The sequence below is a fragment of the Microvirga sp. TS319 genome (assembly GCF_041276405.1).
Taxonomy (GTDB): domain Bacteria; phylum Pseudomonadota; class Alphaproteobacteria; order Rhizobiales; family Beijerinckiaceae; genus Microvirga.
On sequence record NZ_JBGGGT010000001.1, the window covers coordinates 2,044,775 to 2,065,428 of the forward strand.

The window sequence follows — 20,654 nt, forward strand, 5'->3', positions numbered from 1 at the left end:
ATTAAAAATCCGCCGCTGTCCCCAATCTGTCTCTGTACCTGAGAGCTTGGCCGCAGCGAGGAAGCGGCTGCGGGTTTCCCCTTCGGTGGGCACGCGCAGTGCCTCTCTCCAGATCGTTCAGCAGCATGGTCACCCTTGCCTGAGAGTTTCCTGGGGGGTTGCTCCGTCGGCGCCGGCGGTGCGCGACGCGCACCCCCGATCTCTCCCATGCAGCCTCTTGAACGCAGTTGTCTCTGTCGATGAAATGACTCGCGCGGGCCGCGCTTCGTCAGTTGCCTTCGTCGTACAGAGTTGTCGTCGTCTCGACATCCTCCTTGTGCAGACCGGCCCGCTCCACTGCGGCCGCCGCGAGGGTGCGCGCCATCCGGCGAATTTCGGCCTCGTCGACGCCCTGCACCTTGCCGTCCGCATACAGAACCTGTCCGTCGACCCAGGTCTGTGTGATCGAAGCCGTGGACGCGGAGAACACGAGCGCCTGGAGAGGATCGTAGAACGGTGTCCATTCGACGTGGTCGAGATCGAACAGGATGAAGTCCGCCTTCTTGCCGACCTCCAGCGAGCCGATCTCATCATCCCACATCAGCGCCCTGGCACCTTCGATAGTGGCGGCCCGAAGCGCCTGCCTGGCCGTGAAGACATCCGGCTTCAGACGAGCGTCCTTGAACATGCCGGCGACGACCAGCATCTGCCGCATCAGGTTCATGTTGCCCGCGGCCGAGACGCCGTCGGTGCCGAGTCCGACCTTCACGCCGGCCTTGACCATCTCCGGATACTTGCCGATGGCCGTCGCACCCTTGCCGAGCTTGAAGGACGAGCAAGGGCAGAAGGCGACGCTCGCGCCCCGCTGGGCCAGCAGGCGAACCTCGGCATCGGATACCGCCGCGCCATGGGCGATCACCAGATTGTGGCCAATGCCTCCTGCCCGATCGATGCGGGTGATCGGCCAGCAGCCATATTTGCTCTCGCACACGTTCGCCTCCTCGATCGAGGTGGCGAGGTGATAGGTCGTGCCGACGCCGAGCCTCTCCGCGAGCTTGACGGCGCCCACATGGAGCTCGAGACTGCACGGCTCCTTGCCTTCGATGTTCACCCAGCAACGCGCGCGCCCGTCCAGCGCTCCGTTGTAGCGTCTGACGCAATCCTCCAGGACCTCGAGCGCGGCTTCGGCATTCGGGAAGAAATGGTGATCGGCCATTTCCTGGGTCCAGCCGCGCGGTAGCTCTGCGGGCGGATTATCGGCCGCATGGCGCCCGGTGATGCCCCGGATCCCAGTCTTCTCCATGGCCCGGACGACGATGCCGGGATCGTATTGGGACCCCATGTCGAGGAAGCAGGTCGTGCCGCAGCGAAGCATCTCGGTGATCCCGAGCAGCGCCCCCCAATACTCGTCCTCCTCGGTGATATGCGCGTAGAAAGGCTTGGCCCAATGGAACACCCAGGCGCGGGTATTCAGGTTGTCCGGGAAGACGGCTCGCGAGAGCGTCTCCGAGAGATGAACATGGCTGTCGACGAAGCCGGGGCACATGCCCAGCATGGTGCCGTCGATGACCCTGTCGAAACTCTCCACGTCATGACGGGAGGCGACCTCGTCTGCCGGACCGATATCGGCAATGCGGTCGTCGGCGACGACCACGCTGGCGTTGCGCAAGACGGTGTCGTTCTTGTCGACCGTGAAAACGAAGTTCAAGTTTCGGATGAGCGTGCGCATATGTGTATCCACCTGAAACTGTACAGCCGCGGATAGGCACTGCCCTGCGGGTTCCAGCAGCAAAAGGCTCTTGAAGGGATGCAGTCGGACACTCAGTCCGCCTGACTGCATCCTGATCGGCAGGAGCGTCGGTCAGGCCAGGACGGCCTCCCTCGTCGTTTCCTGCCGTTTCGCCGTACCAGTGAGGATGAGGCGGTCGGTGTCGGCGTAATCGGAGAGGAGCTCCGATCTGTTGGCGGTGACCAGCAGCATGTCCTTGTTCTGCATGCCGAAGCCGTACCCGGTATCGTAGCATAGCGGCTCGAAGCCGAGAACCATGTTCTCCTCCAGGATCGCATCGCTTCCCGGCCTGCCCAGCACGGGCGTCAGGCCGAGATAGGGATCCTCGTGGAGGTGAAGACCGATGCCGTGGCCGACGAAGGAGATCGGCGGCAGGTTCATTTTCGCGAGCTTTGCGATGAAGGCATCGTAGATCTCACGGCAGCTCGCCCCCGGCTTCACCTTTTCCATGATCTCGTATTTGCACTCGACGAGATGCGCCCAGATCTCGTCCGCCATCGGGGGCGCTTCGCCCACGACGGCGGTGCGGCAAACCCCGGCCTGATAGCCGTTGACGACCGAGAAGATCTCCACGCGGCACACATCCCCGCGCTTCAGGATGCGCTCGGACGGTCCGACATTCGGCAGAACGCTGCGCTCGCCGGTCGCAACGATCAGCAGCTTGAAATGGTCCGCGCCCAGCGCATAGACGTTGCGCGTCAGGTGGCCTGCGATGTCCATCTCCGAATCGCCTTCGTCGACGACCGCGAGCGTATCGGTGATCGCCCGGTCGGCGATGCGCGACAGCTTGCGCAGCAGCGAGATCTCCTCGGCGGTCTTGATCTGGCGCAGCCGCGCCAGGATCGATTCCGCACGCTCGAACCTCGCCTCCGGCATGGCGGCCACGAGCCGGCTGAAGTCGCCTGCCGGGAGATAGTCCATTTCGAGGCCGATGCGAGCCTTGGTAAGACCGAGCTGCGAGAGCTGATCCGCCAGCACGAGCATCGGATCGTCGGAAAACTCGGCCCAGATCCGCGACGGCACGTCGGGCAGGCGGCGCCTGATCGTCGACGCCTCCATGTCGACGCCGAACAGCGCCGTGCCGCCATCCGCCGTGACGATCGTCATGGCGTGGCGATGGCGGATAAGGGGCTGGGACGGAACCACGAATCCCGTCGTGTAGGCAAAGTTTTCAGGCGAAGAGCAAATGATGGCATCGAGACCGTTATCGGCCATGGCCTTGATCTGTTTGGCGACGATTTCTTCACGCATTCTGTTGTTCCTCCCTCGTTTTTCTGCAGGTCCTCAGTCGCGAACCTGATATTTTTCGACCTTGTCCATGCTGACATCGATGCCCATGCCGGGCCCGGACGGCACGACGATTGCGCCGTCGACGAACTGCATCGGCTCAGCGAGCAGGTCGTCCTTGTAGTAAATTCCACCGACCTGGCCGTGCTGCGCTTCGGCGGGTGTCGAAACCGGAATGACGCAGGACAGGGTGACGGCAGGGCACGCCGCGGCCAGTTGGACATTGGCCAGATTGCCGATTCCGGTTTCGATGGAACCATTCACGTTGCAGACGATCCCGGCGGCGCGGCATACGGCGCCAACCTCCATGGCCTTGTAGAGGCCACCGGCCTTGGTCGTGTAGATCGAGACGATCTGGATTCCGCCGCAGCGGATGATCTGGATCGAGTCATGTGCGTTCCAGGCCGACTCGTCCGCCATGACCGGAGCATCGATGCGGCGGCCGACTTCGGCGATCCGATCGATCCCCATGACCGGCTGCTCGACGTATTTGAGCCGGTTCTTTTCCATCCGGCGCACGATCTGGACTGCCTCGCCTGGCGTCTTGTAGCCCTCGTTGGCGTCGACGCAGATCTCGACGGCATCGCCCGCAACCTCGCGCACGGCATCGACCATCGCGACATCGCGCTCCGGATCGACGCCGATCTTGACCTTGATGGTCTTGACCCCTTCCCTGACCAGTTTCGCGACCTCGGCGCGCGCTTCCTCGATCGGGATAAGACCGATCGAATGGGTTACCGGGATGCGCTCGCGCGCCTTGCCGCCCAGCAACGTGTGCACCGGAACGCCGAGCCACCGGCCGGTCAGATCGTAGGCGGCGAATTCCACCGCGGCTTTCGAATAGGGATAGCCGCGAATGACGGCGTCCATCCGGGCATGCATCTCGGCGAAGTTGCCCAGTTCGACTCCGATCAGAGCCGGCGCCAGGTAAGTATCGATCACGCCGCGGGTGATCTGCGCGGATTCCCCGAAGTAACGGCCGAATTCGCCGCCCCAATCCTTGAGGGCCGGGGCCTCGCCCCAGCCGATCCTGCCGTCGCTGTCTGTCATCCTGACGATGACATAGCGGCCGATGACTTCGGTGAGGCCCGCCCATTTATGCTCTCGTCGGGTCGGCAAATGAACAAGCAGGGTTTCGACGGATGTGATCGTGGGCAATGTCGTGCACCTTTTTCCTTGTCACCGCATGACCGATGCGTTAGCTTGCGATCATCGAATGTGATCACACACTATGATCAAATTTGAACGGTCGTCAAGCGCCTCCGGCCCGCGAACCGGGTTTGCTTCGGGGAGGTGGCGACCGGTACTATCTGCCGATAGTCGTCGAAAAGAGCAGAGGACCAACGATGATCGTAGAGGCAACCAACTACTTCGCGAAAGACGGCCGCGCAGAAGATGTTTTGAAGCAACGGCGCCGGGCGACCGAGATCCGGCGGCAACTTGGTCTTGCGCCGGGGCGGATCCTCGTCAGAACCGAGGGGGACGGCCCGGATGTCCAGTGGGAATGCAGCTTCGAGACCCGCGAGGATTACGAGGCCGACATGGCCGCCAGGAAGGCCTCAAAGGATTTCACGGAGGCTCGGCAGGCCATGCACACGCTGCTCTCCCGCTTCGAGCGGCATCTCTACGAGGTCGACCAATGACCGGTACCAGGTTCCGTTCTCTGAATCGGGCCGCATCCCCTAAGGCAAGGCGCTGAACCATGTCCGGCACCGCCCTGCCCCGCACCCCCTCCTTCCGCCTCGACGGTCGGCGCGCGTTGGTCACGGGCGCCGGACGCGGCATCGGCCTGGCGGCGGCGGCAGCGCTCGCCGAAGCCGGTGCATCCGTTCTGCTGTGCGCCCGCACCGAACACGAGGTTCAGTCCGCGGCCGACGCCATCAGGGCGAAGGGCGGGGCCGCAGACGCCATCGCTCTCGACATCACCGACGTCGAGAGATCCGGACGGGTCGTGGCCGCCATGGAGCCGTTCGACATTCTCGTCAACAACGCCGGAATCAACCGGCCGAAGCCGTTGCGGGACGTCGGTCCCGATGATTTCGACGCGGTGTTCGGGCTGAATGTCAGGGCAACGTATTTCCTGACGCAGAATGTCGCGTCGACGCTCATGGCGGCAGGACGCGCCGGATCCATCATTCACATATCCTCCCAGCTCGGACATGTCGGCGCAGCCGACCGCTCGCTTTACGTGGCCTCCAAGTTCGCGGTCGAGGGCCTCACGAAAGCTCTCGCGGTCGAGCTCGGTCCCTACAACATCCGCGTCAACGCCGTCGCGCCGACCTTTACCGACACACCCCTCACGCGCTCCTACGGATTGGGACCGGCGGCCATGGAAGGGATCAAGGCAAAGATCAAATTAGGACGCATTGGCACGGTCGAGGATCTGATGGGAGCCATCGTCTTTCTGGCGTCCGACGCCGCCGCGCTCGTCACCGGGACCTCTCTCGTCGTGGACGGAGGCTGGACGGCGGATTGATGCGGCGCGGATAGCAGGCAGGTTCGCGGCGACGACAACGAAGAAGGGAGTGAGACATGATCGGGCCCTTTCAATCCTGGCTCCAGCCGATCAGTGAGCTTTTGGACGAGATCAAGAGCGGCTACATTCTCGTCTGCTGCGCGGGCGAAGCCGTGGTCATCACGTTCCCGCCTTGTATCGAATGTCGCCCGACCCTGTCAGACCGCACGCCGCGCGAGATGGATCGCGGCGCTCCGGAGCAGAGCGCCGTTGATCGAGGCGGCATGCACGTCGGCATAAGCCTGCGGTAAGCGGCCGTCACCGCGACCGGTCGCAAGACCGCGCCGGCTCCCGGACCCAGCTTGACATTTGTACCCCGGTGGCCGACGTTGCGGCGCCATGCTCACGATCAAAGCCCTTTCAGCCATGCGCGCGGGCCGTCTGAAGACGGGATTCTGAGCCCCGGACACAGTCTCTGGTCCGGGGATTGATGGCGCATGCGCCAACGCGACCAGGCGAGCATCGAAGGCGGCCGTTTCGCTTCTGAAGCATGAATCCTCTCCCATCCGATCACGAAGGCCGCCTGCGCATGCAGACCGGCGAGACGTGATGATGTGAACCGCTCGACCTCAGGGCCGACGGCGCGGACGACCGCGCGGATTGCGCTTCGCCTTCCAAATCCGATCGCTCGCGCCGGCATCAGGCAATTCAGGAGAAACGCAATGAACATCGGCCACATCATTCGAGCACGCTGGAAGGAGCAGGCCCGATCCTGCCGATACGGCGACTTCGACAGCATCGTCACCCTGGCGACCGAGGTGGCGAACAGCTCCCACTCGACACTGGGCATGCAAACCGCTGCTCACAAGACGCGCTCCAATGCGGACGTCGCGCGAACCCCGCACGCCACCGAAGCTGAAAGGCGGGGAGCGACCGATAGTTTCATCCATCTGAAGGGAGAGCTCGGGGCTCTCTGGGATCTCATCTAGCGCATCGTGCGAAGAAAAAGTGGATCCGGTTTTTAGCCAGAACGATGCGCTCTTCCCAAGAAGAGAGCATCGGTTTCGTTCCCAAAAGTGCAAATCCACTTTTGGGGCCGGTGCTCTAGAACCATTTTCGGCGAAGCGAAGAGAGAGCAGTTTCGACACACGTGGAAACAGCTCGGGAAGCAACTCGAAGAACTGCGGCGGAACGGCTTTGACCTCCTTCATCCCCTCACACACGCGTGAAACCGGCGAGCGCCTCATGCGCGCCGGAGATGTGGGCGCATCTGCCCCTGTTCCGGGTCTGCAGACCCTTGAACGATCGCTCACGGTTTTTGCCGCGGAGCACCGGCTCTGCATGAAGCCCGTCAGGCTGGCGGCGAATCAGCCGCTGTTCTCGGCGGGCGAGGCGTGCCATTCGCTCTATCTTCTCGCATCCGGGCTGGTGCGCGTGTTCGACACATTGGCCGACGGCCGGCGGCACATCACGGACTTTGCCAGGCCGGGCGATCTTCTGCCGATTCTCGACGAAGGGGCCTATTGGCAGAATGCGGAGGCCGTCGTGCCATCCAAGGCCTATGCGGTCCCGCGACAGCATTTTCGCGAACTCGTCGAGCGACATCCGAGTCTCGCCTGTCAGCTGCATGAGATGATCCGGGCCGCTCTTCACGCAGCGAACCGACGGCAGGTATTGCTCGGATGCCTGTCGGCTCTGGAACGGGTCGCGTGCTTCCTGATCATGGCGGCTCGGCACTCCGCCGGCCGGGGTGGGCCGGGGAACACGGTCGAATTGCTCATGAGCCGCTACGATATCGCGGATTATCTCGGGCTGACCGTCGAAACCGTCAGCCGCACCCTGACGCGGCTGAAGCAGCATGGGCAGATCCGGTTGCCGACTCCGCAGGAGATCGAGATCGTGGACAAGGCCGGCCTCATGCGGTTGGCCGGATTGCCGGGCATCGCCGGATCCGCCCATCGGCAGCACCTGTCGTAAGACAGGCCCGGACGAAAAAAGGGGTTGGCAATCGTGCGCGGCCCGGCGAGGGCCTTCCTCGCCGGGCCGCCTGTGGTCTTGATGCCTGTAGGGGATCTCCCTTGTCCTCTACAAGGGGCGCTTCAGCCGTGATGCGACGAAGCCGACGATTCCTTCCCGGAAGAGGAGCACGCAGACGACGAAGACACCGCCCTGGATCACGGTGACCCAATCGCCGAAGGACGCGAGATAGTTCTGCAGAAGGACCACGAGAGCCGCGCCGACGATGGGACCGAAGAAGGTATACATTCCCCCGATCAAGGTCATGAGGACAACCTCTCCGGACATGGTCCAGTGCACGTCCGTCAATGTCGCCAGCTGAAACACGATCGCCTTGGTGCCTCCGGCGACGCCCGCCAATCCGGCCGAGATCACGAAGGCCACCAACTTATACTGATTGACCCGATAACCCAGGGAGATGGCACGAGCCTCGTTGTCCCGGATCGCCTTCAGGACCTGCCCGAAGGGCGAATGAACGATGCGGTAGAGCGCGAACAGGCAGGCCAGGAAGACGGCGGCGACGAAAAAGTACAGCGTCTTGTCGTCGGACAAGGGGATAAGCCCGAACAGCGCGCCTCGCGGCACCTTCTGAATGCCGTCCTCGCCTCCCGTGAAGGGAGCCTGAAGCGCGAAGAAATAGACCATCTGGGCGAAGGCCAGCGTGACCATCGCGAAGTAGATGCCCTGGCGCCTGATCGCGAGCGCGCCGAAAGCGCAGCCCATCAGGACGGCGACCCCGGCCCCGCACAGGATGGCGAGCTCCGGAGAAAGACCCCACACCTTCGCCGCGTGGGCCGCGACGTAGCTGGACATGCCGAAATACGCCGCGTGTCCGAACGACAGGAGACCCACATAGCCCAGCAGCAGATTGACCGAGCAGGCGAACAGGGCGAAGCAGAGGATCTTGATCACCAGGATCGGGTAAAGCAGGGACGGCGCCACGAGAAGCACGGCGCCCAGCCCGAGCATGACGAACAGGTGATAGCGCGGCATGCCCAGTTTCTGGAACGAGGCCGCGGCGGGCACATGGCTGTGAGACGACATGTTAGGAGCTTCTCCCGAAAAGGCCCGCGGGCTTTGCCATGAGAACGATGGCCATGATCACGAAGATGACGGTCGCCGAGGCTTCCGGCCAGAACACCTTGGTCAGGCCCTCGACGAGCCCCAGCGAGAAGCCCGTGACGATCGATCCGAGGATCGAGCCCATGCCGCCGATGACGACCACCGCGAAGACGACGATGATGAGGTCGGAGCCCATCGTCGGATTGACCGAGTAGATCGGAGCCGCGAGCACGCCGGCAAAACCGGCGAGCGCGACGCCGAAGCCGTAGGTCATGGTGACCAGGAGCGACACGTTGATGCCGAAGGCCTCCGTCAGGGCCGGGTTCTCGGTCGCCGCCCGCAGGTAGGAGCCGAGTCGCGTCTTTTCGATGACGAACCAGGTCGACAGGCAGACGATGAGCGACGTGATGATCACGAAGGCGCGCGAGTTCGGAAGGAACATGAACCCGAGATTGTGCCCGCCGGTCAGAAGCGGCGGCAGCGTATAGGGCATGCCGGTGGCGCCGTAGAAGTTCCGGAAGAGCCCGGTGATCATCAGCGCGAGGCCGAATGTCAGGATCATCCCATAGAGATGGTCGAGGTCGTAGAGCCAGCGCAGCAGCAGGCGCTCGATGAGCACGCCGAACGCGCCCACCAGAAGGGGCGAGAGGATCAGCGCCCACCAATAGCCAACGCCCAGGTAATTGAGCAGCATCCAGGCCCCGAACGCGCCCATCATATAGAGTGCGCCGTGGGCGAAATTAACGATGTTCAGAAGGCCGAAGATCACCGCGAGCCCGAGGCTCAGCATGGCGTAGAACGCGCCGTTGATGAGCCCCAGCAGCAGCTGGCTGAAGAACACCTGAGGAGGAATACCAAGCAGTTCGAACATGAAATCCCCCTTCTACACGCCCAGATAGCGGCTGAGCTTTTCGGGGCTCGCCCCGAGATCGGCATTCGTCATCATGTCGACGATCTGCCCGTGCTCCATGACGTAGTGGCGGTCGGCGACGGTCGAGGCGAAATGGAAATTCTGCTCCACGAGCACGATCGTGTAGCCGCGTTCCTTCAGCTGCCTGATCGTCCGGCCGATCTGCTGCACGATGACGGGGGCAAGACCCTCCGTCGGCTCGTCGAGAAGCAGCAGCTTGGCGCCAGTCCTGAGGATGCGCCCGATCGCGAGCATCTGCTGCTCGCCGCCCGAAAGCTTCGTGCCCTGGCTTTTCAGGCGCTCGCGGAGATTGGGAAACATGTCGAGGATTTCCTCGACCGAGAGACCGCCGTCCCGAACGACGGGCGGAAGCCGCAGGTTTTCTTCGACGTTCAGACTCGAATAGATTCCGCGGTCCTCCGGGCAGAAGGCGATTCCGCATTTCGCAATGGCCCGTGCACTCAGGCCGATTGTCTCCTGACCGGCATGGCGAATGGAGCCTTTTCGCCGGCGCATGATCCCGATGATGGCCTTCAGCGTCGTGCTCTTGCCGGCACCGTTGCGCCCGAGCAGCGTGACGACCTCCCCGGCCGGGACATCGAATGTCACGCCGTGGAGAACATGGCTTTCGCCATACCAGGCCTCGAGCCCCCGTACGGCGAGCAGCGGCTTCGATCCGCTGGTTTCGGTGGAAACCCTATGCATGAGGCACCCCGATATAGGCTTCGATGACGCGGGGATCCTTGGACACGGTGGCGTAGTCGCCTTCGGCGAGAACCTTCCCGCGTGTCAGGACGGTGATCCGGTCGGATAGCGACGCCACGACCGAGAGATTGTGTTCCACCATCAGGATCGTGCGGTTCTGCGAGATCTTCCTGATGAGCGTGGAGACGCGCTCGACGTCCTCCTGGGTCATGCCCGCCATGGGCTCGTCCAGAAGAAGCATTTCGGGATCGAGCGCCAGCGTCGTGGCGATCTCCAAGGCGCGCTTGCGTCCGTAGGACAATTCACGGGCTGGAACCAGGGCGAACTCGTCGAGCCCGACCGCCGATATCAGCGTCCAGGCCTCGTCGTGAAGCGACGCGAGGACGCGCTCCGAGCGCCAGAAGTCGAACGAATCGCCCCGGATCCGGCGCTGGAGGGCGATCCGGATATTCTCGAGCGCCGTCATGTGACCGAACACCGCCGAGATCTGGAACGACCTCACGAGACCGAGCCGGGCGACATTGGCCGGCGACATCCCGGTGATGTCGCGGCCGTTATAGACGATGCGTCCGCTCGTCGGGCTCAGCACCTTGGTGAGGAGATTGAAGCAGGTCGTCTTCCCGGCTCCGTTGGGACCGATCAGGGCGTGAATCGTGCCGCGCCGGACGGCGAGCTTGACCCCGTCCACGGCGACAAAGCCCTTGAACTCCTTGGTGAGCTCCGATGCGCTCAGAATGATATCGTCCGCCATGGCTCCACAGACATTGTTCGATGGCGCGCGCCCGAAGGCACGCGCCAGTTTCATGTTGGAAGGGTCGAAATCCGTCTTTTACGGCGCTCGGTTATTTGACCAGCGGGCAATCGCTCTCGGACAGAGGACGGAAGGCCTCGTCGCCGGGAACCGTGCGCAGGATCTTGTAGTAATCCCACGGAGCCTTCGACTCGGCCGGCGCCTTCACCTGCGCCAGATACATGTCGTGGACCATGCGGCCATCGGCCCGGATCTTGCCGTTCTTCGCGAAGAAATCGTTAACGGGCGTCTCTTTCATCCGGGCCACCACCTTCTCGGCGGAATCGGTTCCGGCGGCTTCGATCGACTTCAGGTAGTGCATGATGGCCGAGTAGACGCCGGCCTGGGACATGGTCGGCATCGCGCCATGCCGCTTGAAAAAGCGCTGCGCCCATTCGCGGGTTTCGTCGTTGCGGTCCCAGTAGAAGCCGGTCGTCAGATAGAGGCCCTGCGCGGTCTGGAGGCCGATCGAATGAACGTCGGTCAGGAAGATTGCGAGGCCGGCGATCTTGGCCGTTTGGGTGAGGCCGAATTCCTGCGCCTGCTTCAGGGAGTTGATGGTGTCGCTGCCGCCGTTGGCGAGCGCGATCACGTCGGCATTCGTGCTCGGGATCCGCATCAGGAACGAGGAGAAGTCGGATGTGTTGAGCGGATGCTGCACCGCCCCGACGACCTTTCCGCCGGTCGCCTCGACGACGCGCGAGACGTCGGCCTTCATGGTGTGGCCGAAGGCGTAGTCGGCCGTCAGGAAGTACCAGGACTTGCCGCCCTCCTGCACGATCGCCTTCGCGGTGCTCACGGCAGCGGCATAGGTGTCCCAGGTCCAGTGAATGCCGTTCGGCGAGCAGGCCTTGTTGGTCAGGTCGGCCGTTCCGGCGCCGGAGACGATCAGGACGCGGTTCTTCTCTCGCGCCAGTTCCTGAACCGCGAGCACGACGGAGGAGTTGGGCACGTCGATGATCATGTCGACGCCTTCCGCGTCGAACCAGCGGCGGGCGATCTGGGTGCCCACATCGGCCTTGTTCTGGTGATCGGCGCTCACGAGCTCGACCTTCTTGCCGCCGATCTTGGTGCCGAAATCCTCAACCGCCATCTCGGCGGCGACGACCGAACCCTTGCCGGCGAGCGAGGAGAAGACGCCGGTCTGATCGGTCAGCACACCGATCTTGACGGTGTTGTCCGATACCTGCGCAGAGGCCGCCGTGATGGAACAGGCAGCGCCGATGAGTCCGAGACAGAGTTTTTTCATGTGAGTCCTCCCGACTTTTTATGAAAGTGACGGCGTTCTTGACGCCTTGTTGCTTTGACCGGAGCTTGCCAGAAAACCACTACCGATCAGCAAAAATGTATTCCGCTGTGCGGAAAGATGGGGCTGTTGCGGAACCGGGGAGCCTGAAGGCTCCCCGGTTCGGTGAAACCCGCGCCAATGCGGAGCCGGCGACGCGTCGTTCGCAAGCTTTTTCTCGCGTCGCCGTTTTATACCCTCTCAGAGGAGGCCACGGATAAGGCCTCCGTCGACCGCGATGTTCTGCGCCGTGATGTAATCCGCGTGACGCGAGCACAGGAAAGCGCATAAAGGGCCGAAATCCTCCGCCGTGCCGAGGCGGGCCGCAGGGACGGATGCCGCCATCCGGGTGGACGCTTCCTGCTCGGTGATGGAATCCCGCGCCGCGCGGGCCCGGATGACGCGGTCGAGCGCGCCGGTCGCCATGAGGCCCGGCAGGATGTTGTTGACCGTAACTCCCTTGCCGGCGACTTCGCGCGCGAGCGTCGCCATCGCGCCCGTCAATCCGGCCCGGACGCCGTTGGCGAGAGCCATGTTCGGATACGGTTCCTTGACGGCGAAGGACGTGATGTTCACGATCCGGCCGTAGCGGGCCTCGATCATGCCCGGCAGCAGAATCTGCGCCGCCTGGATGGCCGACAGCATGTTGACTTCGAGCGCCCGGCGCCAGGTCTCGATCGCGTGATCCGTGAACTGGCCGGTCGGAGGACCGCCTGCATTCGTGACCAGGATGTGAACCGGTCCGAGCTGGCTCTGAGCTTCCTCGATGAGACGCGCCGGCTGATCCGGATCGGCGAGATCGCCCTGCACGAAGATCGCCTTGTCGCCGAGAACCGCAAGCGCCTGCGCACCCTCTTCAGCGTTACGTCCGTTGATCGCCACCCGGACGCCGGCCGCTGCGAGTTCGCGCGCGCAGGCGAAGCCCAGCCCCTTCGTTCCGCCCAGCACCAGCGCGGTTTCGCCGCTTATTCTGAGATCCATCTTCCGCCCTTTCCCCGAACCGTCGTCGGTTCAGGCATTCTTCGAACGATTGCCGCTCACGCCCCTTACGAAGGCGTGACGGCGAAGTCACGCCCCGGTGTAGTTGGGAGCCCGTTTTTCCAGGAATGCCCGCATGCCTTCGTTCTTATCGCTGGTCGCGAAGAGAACCTGAAGAGCCTTGCGCTCCAGAGCCAGCGCCGCGCCGAGCGATGCGTCCTGACCGTAGAGGATGACCTCCTTGATCTGCGCGAGCGCGATCGGCGGAAGCTTGGCCATCTGCTCGGCCATCGCCATCGCGGTGTCGAACACGGCCTCGTCCGCGACGAGCTTGCTGACGAGTCCCATGGCGAACGCCTCTTCGGCATCGATGATCTCGCCGGTCAGGCACAGGCGCATCGCCTTGAACTTGCCGATCGCGCGGGTCAGGCGCTGGGTTCCGCCCGCGCCCGGCATGATGCCGACGCGCACTTCGGGCTGCCCGAGCTTCGCACTGCGCCCGGCCACGATGATGTCCGCATGCATGGCGAGCTCGAGCCCGCCGCCGAGCGCAAATCCGTTCACCGCCGCGATCACGGGCTGCGGGCAGCGGCCGACCGCCTCCCAGAGCCGCTCGTTGTGGCGCAGATACATGTCCACGGCGCTGATCTCGGCCATGTCCTGAATATCGGCGCCGGCCGCAAAGCTCGTCTCGTCGCCTGTCAGGACCACGCAGCGCAGTGCCGTGTCGTCCACGAAGCTCTCGAAGATCTCCGCCAGCCTGCGGCGCACCGGCATGTTGAGGGCGTTGCGCACCTTCGGCCGGTTGATGCGAACCACCGCGATGGCGTCGCTCCTGCGATCGAGAAGGACTTCCTGATTCTCTGCGCTGTCCATCATGCCTTCTCCAACACGAGGGCGATGCCCTGTCCTACGCCGATGCACATGCTGCACAGGGCCCGCTTCGCGTCGCGCTCCTGCATCTCCAGCGCCGCCGTGAGGGCAAGGCGCGCTCCGGACATGCCGAGGGGGTGGCCCAGGGCGATGGCGCCGCCATTGGGATTCACGTGCTCCGCGTCGTCCGGCAGGCCGAGCTGACGCAGGCAGGCGAGCGCCTGGGCCGCGAAGGCTTCGTTGAGCTCGATCACGTCCATGTCGGCGATCGTCAGACCCAGGCGGGCCATCAGCTTCCGGCTGGCCGGCACGGGCCCGATGCCCATGATCCGCGGCTCGACGCCGGCGGTCGCAAGGCCCGCGACGCGCGCCAGAGGCGTCAGGCCGTACTTCGCGACCGCATCGCCGGAGGCGACGATGAGCGCCGCGGCGCCGTCGTTGACGCCGGAGGCATTGCCGGCCGTCACGCTGCCGCCCTTGCGGAATGGCGTGGGCAGTTGAGCGAGTTTCTCCACGGTGGTCTCGCGCGGATGCTCGTCGCGCTCGACGGTGATCGGGTCGCCCTTGCGCTGAGGAATCCTGACGGCCACGATCTCGCGGCCGAGGCGGCCCGATTGCTGCGCGCGCGCGGCGCGCTGCTGGCTGCGCACGGCGAACGCATCCTGATCCTGCCGGGAGATCTGGAACTGCTCGGCGACGTTCTCGGCCGTCTCGGGCATGGAGTCGATACCGAAGCGCTCCTTCAGGACCGGATTGACGAAGCGCCATCCGATCGTTGTGTCGAAGATCTCGGCCGAGCGCGAGAAGGCGGTCTCCGCCTTGCCCATCACGAAGGGCGCCCGCGTCATCGACTCGACGCCGCCCGCGATGAAGACCTCACCCTCCCCGGCCCGGATCGCCCGCGCCGCCTGTCCGACGGCGTCAAGGCCGGAGCCGCAGAGGCGGTTGATCGTCGTTCCGGGCACCGTGTCGGGCAGGCCCGACAACAGCACCGCCATGCGGGCGACGTTGCGGTTGTCCTCGCCGGCCTGATTGGCGCAGCCCATGATGACGTCGTCGATGGCCTCAGCCGGAAGCTGAGGCGCGCGCGCCATCAATTCGCGCAGGACGAGTCCCGCCATGTCGTCGGAGCGGACGGACGCGAGGGCGCCGCCGAAGCGCCCGACCGGAGTCCGCACGCCCGCGCAGATATATGCTTCCGCCATCATGCGGTCTCCTTAAAGGGGGCAGTCTTTGGTGAAGTTCGGACGGCGCTTCTCGCGCAGGGAGGCGAGCCCCTCCTGAACGTCCGGACCCTTGAAGCCCATGAACTCGAGCGCCAGGGACGTGTCGAAGGTCGGCCCGGCCATGCGCAGCCAGTTGTTCAGCGCGTACTTGGTCCAGCGGATGGCGGTCGGCGATCCGGCTGCGAGCTTCTTGGCCACCTCGAGAGCCTTGTCGTGAAGCTGCGCGTCGTCGACGCACAGCGACACGAGGCCGATGCGCTCAGCCTCCTCGCCGGTCACCGGCTCGCAGAGGAGAAGATAGTATTTCGACTTGGCGAGACCGCACAGAAGCGGCCACACGATCGCGGCGTGATCGCCGGCTGCGACGCCCAGGCGCGTGTGCCCGTCGATGATGCGCGCCGAGCGCGACGCGATCGACACATCCGCCAGGAGACCGGCGACGAGACCCGCGCCAACGGCCGGCCCCTGCATGGCGGACACGATCGGCTTCGAGCAGTTGACCAGGTTGTAGACGAGGTCCCGGGCTTCCTTCCACACCCGCGTGAGGGTGTTGAAGTCCTCCGTCATCTCCTTCACGAGGTCGAGATCTCCGCCCGACGAGAAGGCCTCGCCCGCGCCGCGGATAATGACCGCCGAGACGTTCGGATCGGAATCGATGTCGCGCCAGATGCGAACCAGCTCGCCATGCATGATCTCGTCGGCGGAATTGAGCCGGCCGGGATTCTCCATGGTGATCCGCAGGACGCGGTCTTCCGGCCAATCGAACTTCAACCGGCGATAGCTGTCATAGGGGCCGCTCATATCTTCTTCTCCCGATCTTTCCAGTAGGGCTCTCGCAGGATGTTCTTCTGAATTTTTCCGATCGGAGTCTTCGGAAACTCCGCCACGAACTTCACGACGCGTGGCCGCTTGAAGCGGGCAAGGCGCTCCGCGCAATGGGTCACGAGGTCGTCCTCGCTCGCTTCCATGCCGGCCTTGATCTGGATATAGGCCGCCGGCACTTCGCCCCATTTGTCGTCGGGGATGCCGAAGACCGCGCATTCGGACACCGCGTCGTGCTCATAGAGCACGTTCTCGATCTCCTTGGGATAGACGTTTTCGCCGCCTGAGATGATCATGTCCTTCGAGCGGTCGACGAGCGTGACGAATCCCTCCTCGTCGACCGTGGCGAGATCGCCCGTCCAGCCCCAGCCCTTCCGGAAGAAATTCGCGGTCTGCTCGGGCTCCTTGTAGTATTCGAGCATCACGTTCTCGCCGCGCGAGACGAGTTCGCCGATCTCTCCCGCCTTCACGGGGTTTCCGTCGCGGTCTACGACCGCGACATCCACATTGTAGGCCTGACGCCCGACGGTGCCGAGCTTGGCGGGCAGATACCAGTGCCGGAGCACCGTCAGCACGCCTACCTCGGACTGGCCATAGATCTGCGTCAGCTTCACGTCCGGCAACTTCTCCAGCATCTCGCGCTGCACCCAGTCGGGCATCGGCGCGCCCGCGAAGGACAGCTTCGTCCAGGTCTTGAAATTGGCGGCGTCGAAATTCGGATCGCTGACGACCATGCTGGCCTGGGTCGGCACCATGAAGGCCGCCGTCATGCCGCTCTCGCGCGCCATGGCGGCGAAGTCGGCAACGTTCCATTTGGACAGGAACGTGGAGGTCGCGCCGGCGAGGACCGCGGGCTGGAACATGATGTTGAGCGCGGCGACATGGAAGAGCGGCGTCACGATTCCGACGACGTCGCGCTCGTCGATAGCCTCTTCGACCATGACCGTGTGAGCCGTGATCATGCGGTTGCGGTGACTTGTCAGAACGCCCTTCGGGCGTCCTGTCGTGCCGCCCGTATAGGTCATGCTGAACGGATCGTCTTCATCGATCTCGACGGTGGGATAAGCCTCTGAACCCCGCGCGAGGATATCGTCGAACGGCACCGCGCCCTCGACCACGCCGCCGACGCTGATGAACGTCCTGATCTTGGGCAGGTTGGCGCGGATCGCCGCGACCTTCTCGGCGAAGACATGCTCGAAGATCAGGATTTCGACATCCGCCTTGTCGAGCACGTATTGCAGCTCTTCGGGCGCATAGAGAACCGAGACGTTGACCAGGACGCCGCCGGAACGCGCGGCGCCGAAAAAGGTGATGCCGTATTCCGTCCGGTTGCGGCTGACGATGCCGACCTTGGCGCCCTTCTCCACCCCCAGATCGATCAAGGCGTTCGCGAGCCGATTGGCCGCGAGATTGAGATCCCGGTAGCTCAGAGACGTGCCCTGCCAGAGGATGGCGGGCTTCGACGGAAAACGCTCGGCCGAGCGACGCAACATGTCACCAGTCAGCATCCAGTTCCTCCCTTGTTCTGCCTTGAATAACGTTCCGCTTCTGTCGGGGCGGGCGCGTGGACTTTCTCCGAGAGCAGTGTTATCCGCAATGTGTATTTGCGAAAAGCCTTTCCGCACAGCGGAAGAATGAGGGAGCGGCGATGGACCGAGGGGACCGACAATTCGTGGATGCTTTCGCCCGGGGGCTGGCCATTCTCGAGGCCCTGTCCCGGGTGCAGCGCCCATTGAGCAATGGCGAGCTCTCACGGGCGACGGGTCTTCCGCCCTCCACCGTCAGCCGGCTCACGCATACGGCGATGGAACTGGGCTATCTCCGCTTCAGCCAATCCAAGCGCGCCTACGAGCTGACGCCCAAGAACCTGACGCTCGGCTATCCTGTGCTCGCCGGGATGACGATGCTCGACCGCGCGAAGCCGCTGCTGAAGCAGCTGTCCGAAAAGACCGGCGAAACGGTAGGCCTCACCATCCGTGACGGACTCCACGTGACCTTCGTCGAAGTCGTGCAAGGCTCCGAACTCGTGGCGGTGCGGCTCGCGACGGGCGGCCGGCTGCCCATCGCGGTGTCGGCTGCGGGAATCGCGATGCTCGCGGCGATGCCGGAGCGGGATCGCCGTCTCATCGCCACGCGCGTTTCATCCCATCTTTCCAAGCGCGGCGGCAATGTCGACGCCTTCAAGGCCAATCTGGCGGAGGCCTGTGAGCTCGGCATCTCGTTCGTGCGCGACGCCTGGCGCCGCGGCATCGGCGGCATCGCCATCGGATTCGAGGACAACGGCGAGATGGGAGCCATCACCATCCCGATCGCCACCGGCAGCGTGAGCGAGGCGGACATGCGCGGCCGCCTCGCCGATGCGCTGAAGGACACCGTCGGATCCCTGTGGGGGCCGGCGGTCTGAGTTCACTCGGTCCAGACCGCGATGTCGAGCGCTGCACGGCGGCGCAGCCACTGGCTGGGGCGATAGCGGTCATCGCCCGTCAGTGACTGCAGGGCCGTCAGCACGGACAGGACGTAGCTCAGGCCCAACGACTGGGCGAATTCGAGCGGGCCTTTCGGATAATTGAGGCCGAGACGCATCGCCTTGTCGATATCGTGGGGGGCCGCCAGCCCCATCTGGGCCATCTCGCATCCGAGATTGGCCACCATGGCGACGATTCTCTGCGCGATGAAGCCGGCCGAATCCGCGATCACGGTCACGGCGCGGCCGCTCCCGATCAAGGCATCTGTGACCGACTGGCGGATCGCGGGATCGGAGCCGGGAGCCGTCATGAGGGTGATCCGCACGGAGGTGTCGAAGCTCAGATCCAAAGCCACGAGCCGGCGGGCATCGCATTTCGTCCGCGTGGCGAAGGCGGTCGCGTCTTCTCCGAGCGGCGCTCCCAGCAGCGGCGCGACGCCGTCGTCCTTGTCGAGAAGGGTCAGGTCCAGTTCGGCCGCCAGAGCCTTGAGCCGTTCGCCCGGCTCGACCAGGAAGACTGCCTTGGCGGCGGCGTCCGTACCCGCCGCATCAGCGGACGGCTTCTGCGCGCCCGCGCCGTAATCATAGAAGCCGCGTCCCGTCTTCCGGCCGAGTTGTCCGGTCTCGAGAAGGTAGCGATGGAAGGGCGTCGAACGCAGGCGCGGATCACCGAAGAAGCTCTCGTGGACGAAGCGCGTGACGGGAAAGTTCACGTCGATTCCGGTCAGGTCCATCAGTTCGAACGGCCCCATGCGGAAGCCGCAGCAATCGCGCATGACGGCATCGATCTGCGCAGGTGTCGCCACATTCTCGTTCAGGATGGCGAGCGCCTCGGTGGTGTAGGCGCGCCCGCCGAGATTGACGAGGAAGCCGGGCGTATCCCGCACGACGACCGGGTCACGGCCGAAGCGGCTCCCGAGCGCCACGAGCGTATCGATCACCGCGTCGGTCGTCTCGGGGCCAGGGATCACCTCCACGAGCCGCATCAGGGGAACCGGGTTGAAGAAATGCAGGCCTGCGATTCTCGTGCGATGCTTCAGCCCCGCAGCGATGGCCCCAATCGGCAGCGATGAGGTATTGGACGCAAGAATGGCGTCTTCCCGGACGATCTCCTCGAGAGTCTGGAACAGCGCGCGCTTGACGTCGAGATCCTCGACGATGGCCTCCACGACGACGTCGCAATCGGCGAGACCTTCAATCCGGTCGGCCACGTTCAGGCAGGCCACGGTGGCCTCGGCTTCCTCGGCCTTGAGCTTGCCCTCGTCGACCCGCTTCTTCAGGCGCTTCGCGATGTCGTTCCGGCTCTTCGCCGCGGCATCCGCACGCGTATCGAAGATCATCACCCTGACACCGGCAGTCGCCGCAACCTGCGCGATGCCGGTGCCCATGGCGCCGGCTCCGACGATGCCCAGGGTGATCTGGGATTCGTTGGTGGTCCCCATTGTTCTTGTCCTTTTGCTGCCTCGGGCAAATCCGTATCACGCGCGAGCCTCGCTGCTGCCGGAGCAGGAGGGGCCAGTGCGTGAACGGCTTGCGGAATGGCGTTCCCGAATGGCCTCTAAAAGAGCGTCGGGCAGCATTACGGTCAAGCGAAATTGCGGAAAACTATTCCGCTGTGCGGAACACTTTCCGCCGTTTTCCCGCTCCCGCTCCGCTAGAGTGGCGGCGCCCGACGGGCTGTCATCATATTCACCTACCGAGCTCGAACCTGCTGATGTCGAACGACATTCCCGACCTGACCGGCCCGCACGCCGCACCTGTCCTGATGGAACGAGGCGAGGGCTATCGCATCCTGACCCTCAACCGGCCCGCGCGCCTGAACGCCTTCAACATCGCCATGCACGAAGCGTTGATGAGGGCCCTCGACGAAGCCGACGCGGATGCGGATTGCCGGGCCGTGATCCTCACGGGCGCGGGGCGCGGCTTCTCCACGGGCCAGGATCTCGCGGACCGGATTCGTCCCGACGGATCGGCACCCGATCTCGGCGACAGCCTCGAGCGATATTACAACCC

Annotated in this window: 21 protein-coding genes and 1 riboswitch; of the genes, 7 read left to right on the plus strand and 14 right to left on the minus strand. The window is 64.2% G+C overall.

The window, feature by feature from the left end; translation table 11 throughout:
- Positions 1-116: 116 nt before the first annotated feature.
- A riboswitch (glycine riboswitch) is annotated at positions 117-218 on the minus strand.
- A 50-nt stretch (positions 219-268) separates the two neighbouring features.
- From AB8841_RS09300 to AB8841_RS09310, 3 genes are all read right to left on the minus strand, one after another.
- Positions 269-1,708: an amidohydrolase family protein gene (locus tag AB8841_RS09300; RefSeq protein WP_370435478.1), complete on the minus strand. Its 1,440-nt coding sequence runs from the start codon at positions 1,706-1,708 to the stop codon at positions 269-271.
- A 132-nt stretch (positions 1,709-1,840) separates the two neighbouring features.
- A complete protein-coding gene (locus tag AB8841_RS09305; protein ID WP_370435479.1) occupies positions 1,841-3,019 on the minus strand; it encodes a M24 family metallopeptidase in 1,179 nt (392 codons plus the stop codon).
- Between the two features lie 33 nt (positions 3,020-3,052).
- On the minus strand, positions 3,053-4,213 hold the full coding sequence (locus AB8841_RS09310; RefSeq protein ID WP_370435480.1) for a mandelate racemase/muconate lactonizing enzyme family protein: 1,161 nt from the start codon (positions 4,211-4,213) through the stop codon (positions 3,053-3,055).
- Positions 4,214-4,401: 188 nt separating this feature from the next.
- On the opposite strand from AB8841_RS09310, the gene AB8841_RS09315 reads away from it, so the two are divergent.
- The 5 genes from AB8841_RS09315 (at position 4,402) to AB8841_RS09335 (ending at position 7,487) form a co-directional block, all read left to right on the plus strand.
- Positions 4,402-4,698 carry a hypothetical protein gene (locus AB8841_RS09315; protein WP_370435481.1) on the plus strand — a complete coding sequence of 99 codons (297 nt, stop codon included), beginning with the start codon at positions 4,402-4,404 and terminating at the stop codon, positions 4,696-4,698.
- 59 nt (positions 4,699-4,757) lie between these two features.
- Positions 4,758-5,531 (plus strand): SDR family NAD(P)-dependent oxidoreductase, encoded by a 774-nt coding sequence (locus AB8841_RS09320; protein WP_370435482.1) that lies wholly within the window; start codon positions 4,758-4,760, stop codon positions 5,529-5,531.
- Positions 5,532-5,587: 56 nt separating this feature from the next.
- Positions 5,588-5,821, plus strand: coding sequence for a hypothetical protein (locus AB8841_RS09325; RefSeq protein ID WP_370435483.1), 234 nt, complete (start codon positions 5,588-5,590; stop codon positions 5,819-5,821).
- 411 nt (positions 5,822-6,232) lie between these two features.
- Positions 6,233-6,499 carry a hypothetical protein gene (locus AB8841_RS09330; protein ID WP_370435484.1) on the plus strand — a complete coding sequence of 89 codons (267 nt, stop codon included), beginning with the start codon at positions 6,233-6,235 and terminating at the stop codon, positions 6,497-6,499.
- A 208-nt stretch (positions 6,500-6,707) separates the two neighbouring features.
- Positions 6,708-7,487: a Crp/Fnr family transcriptional regulator gene (locus tag AB8841_RS09335; RefSeq protein ID WP_370435485.1), complete on the plus strand. Its 780-nt coding sequence runs from the start codon at positions 6,708-6,710 to the stop codon at positions 7,485-7,487.
- A gap of 108 nt (positions 7,488-7,595) precedes the next feature.
- On the opposite strand, the gene AB8841_RS09340 is transcribed toward AB8841_RS09335, so the two are convergent.
- The 10 genes from AB8841_RS09340 to AB8841_RS09385 all read right to left on the minus strand — a co-directional run bounded on the left by AB8841_RS09340 (position 7,596) and on the right by AB8841_RS09385 (position 17,685).
- The gene (locus tag AB8841_RS09340) at positions 7,596-8,570 is read right to left on the minus strand and encodes a branched-chain amino acid ABC transporter permease (protein ID WP_370435486.1); all 975 of its coding nucleotides are present in this window, start codon (positions 8,568-8,570) and stop codon (positions 7,596-7,598) included.
- 1 nt (position 8,571) lies between these two features.
- Complete coding sequence (locus tag AB8841_RS09345; protein WP_370435487.1) at positions 8,572-9,459, minus strand: branched-chain amino acid ABC transporter permease; 888 nt, start codon at positions 9,457-9,459, stop codon at positions 8,572-8,574.
- 12 nt (positions 9,460-9,471) lie between these two features.
- Complete coding sequence (locus tag AB8841_RS09350; RefSeq protein ID WP_370435488.1) at positions 9,472-10,203, minus strand: ABC transporter ATP-binding protein; 732 nt, start codon at positions 10,201-10,203, stop codon at positions 9,472-9,474.
- On the minus strand, positions 10,196-10,954 hold the full coding sequence (locus AB8841_RS09355) for an ABC transporter ATP-binding protein (RefSeq protein WP_370435590.1): 759 nt from the start codon (positions 10,952-10,954) through the stop codon (positions 10,196-10,198). The genes AB8841_RS09350 and AB8841_RS09355 overlap by 8 nt, the downstream gene beginning before the upstream one ends.
- Before the next feature lie 91 nt (positions 10,955-11,045).
- Positions 11,046-12,242, minus strand: coding sequence for an ABC transporter substrate-binding protein (locus AB8841_RS09360; protein ID WP_370435489.1), 1,197 nt, complete (start codon positions 12,240-12,242; stop codon positions 11,046-11,048).
- A 237-nt stretch (positions 12,243-12,479) separates the two neighbouring features.
- Positions 12,480-13,259: an SDR family oxidoreductase gene (locus AB8841_RS09365; RefSeq protein ID WP_370435490.1), complete on the minus strand. Its 780-nt coding sequence runs from the start codon at positions 13,257-13,259 to the stop codon at positions 12,480-12,482.
- Positions 13,260-13,346: 87 nt separating this feature from the next.
- A complete protein-coding gene (locus AB8841_RS09370) occupies positions 13,347-14,132 on the minus strand; it encodes an enoyl-CoA hydratase-related protein (RefSeq protein ID WP_370435591.1) in 786 nt (261 codons plus the stop codon).
- The gene (gene pcaF / locus AB8841_RS09375; RefSeq protein WP_370435592.1) at positions 14,132-15,334 is read right to left on the minus strand and encodes a 3-oxoadipyl-CoA thiolase; all 1,203 of its coding nucleotides are present in this window, start codon (positions 15,332-15,334) and stop codon (positions 14,132-14,134) included. Before pcaF ends, AB8841_RS09370 begins: the two co-directional genes overlap by 1 nt.
- Positions 15,335-15,346: 12 nt before the next feature.
- Positions 15,347-16,156 carry an enoyl-CoA hydratase/isomerase family protein gene (locus AB8841_RS09380; RefSeq protein ID WP_370435491.1) on the minus strand — a complete coding sequence of 270 codons (810 nt, stop codon included), beginning with the start codon at positions 16,154-16,156 and terminating at the stop codon, positions 15,347-15,349.
- Positions 16,153-17,685, minus strand: a complete 1,533-nt coding sequence (locus tag AB8841_RS09385) for a class I adenylate-forming enzyme family protein (RefSeq protein ID WP_370435492.1) — start codon at positions 17,683-17,685, stop codon at positions 16,153-16,155. The genes AB8841_RS09380 and AB8841_RS09385 overlap by 4 nt, the downstream gene beginning before the upstream one ends.
- Positions 17,686-17,825: 140 nt before the next feature.
- Between AB8841_RS09385 and AB8841_RS09390 the strand changes: the two genes are divergently transcribed.
- Positions 17,826-18,581: an IclR family transcriptional regulator gene (locus AB8841_RS09390; RefSeq protein WP_370435493.1), complete on the plus strand. Its 756-nt coding sequence runs from the start codon at positions 17,826-17,828 to the stop codon at positions 18,579-18,581.
- A gap of 2 nt (positions 18,582-18,583) precedes the next feature.
- Here AB8841_RS09390 and AB8841_RS09395 read toward each other — a convergent pair whose 3' ends face one another.
- Positions 18,584-20,083, minus strand: coding sequence for a 3-hydroxyacyl-CoA dehydrogenase (locus AB8841_RS09395; protein WP_370435494.1), 1,500 nt, complete (start codon positions 20,081-20,083; stop codon positions 18,584-18,586).
- A gap of 272 nt (positions 20,084-20,355) precedes the next feature.
- Here AB8841_RS09395 and AB8841_RS09400 point away from each other — a divergent pair.
- A partial coding sequence (locus AB8841_RS09400; RefSeq protein ID WP_370435495.1) for an enoyl-CoA hydratase/isomerase family protein occupies positions 20,356-20,654 on the plus strand: 299 nt, incomplete at its 3' end.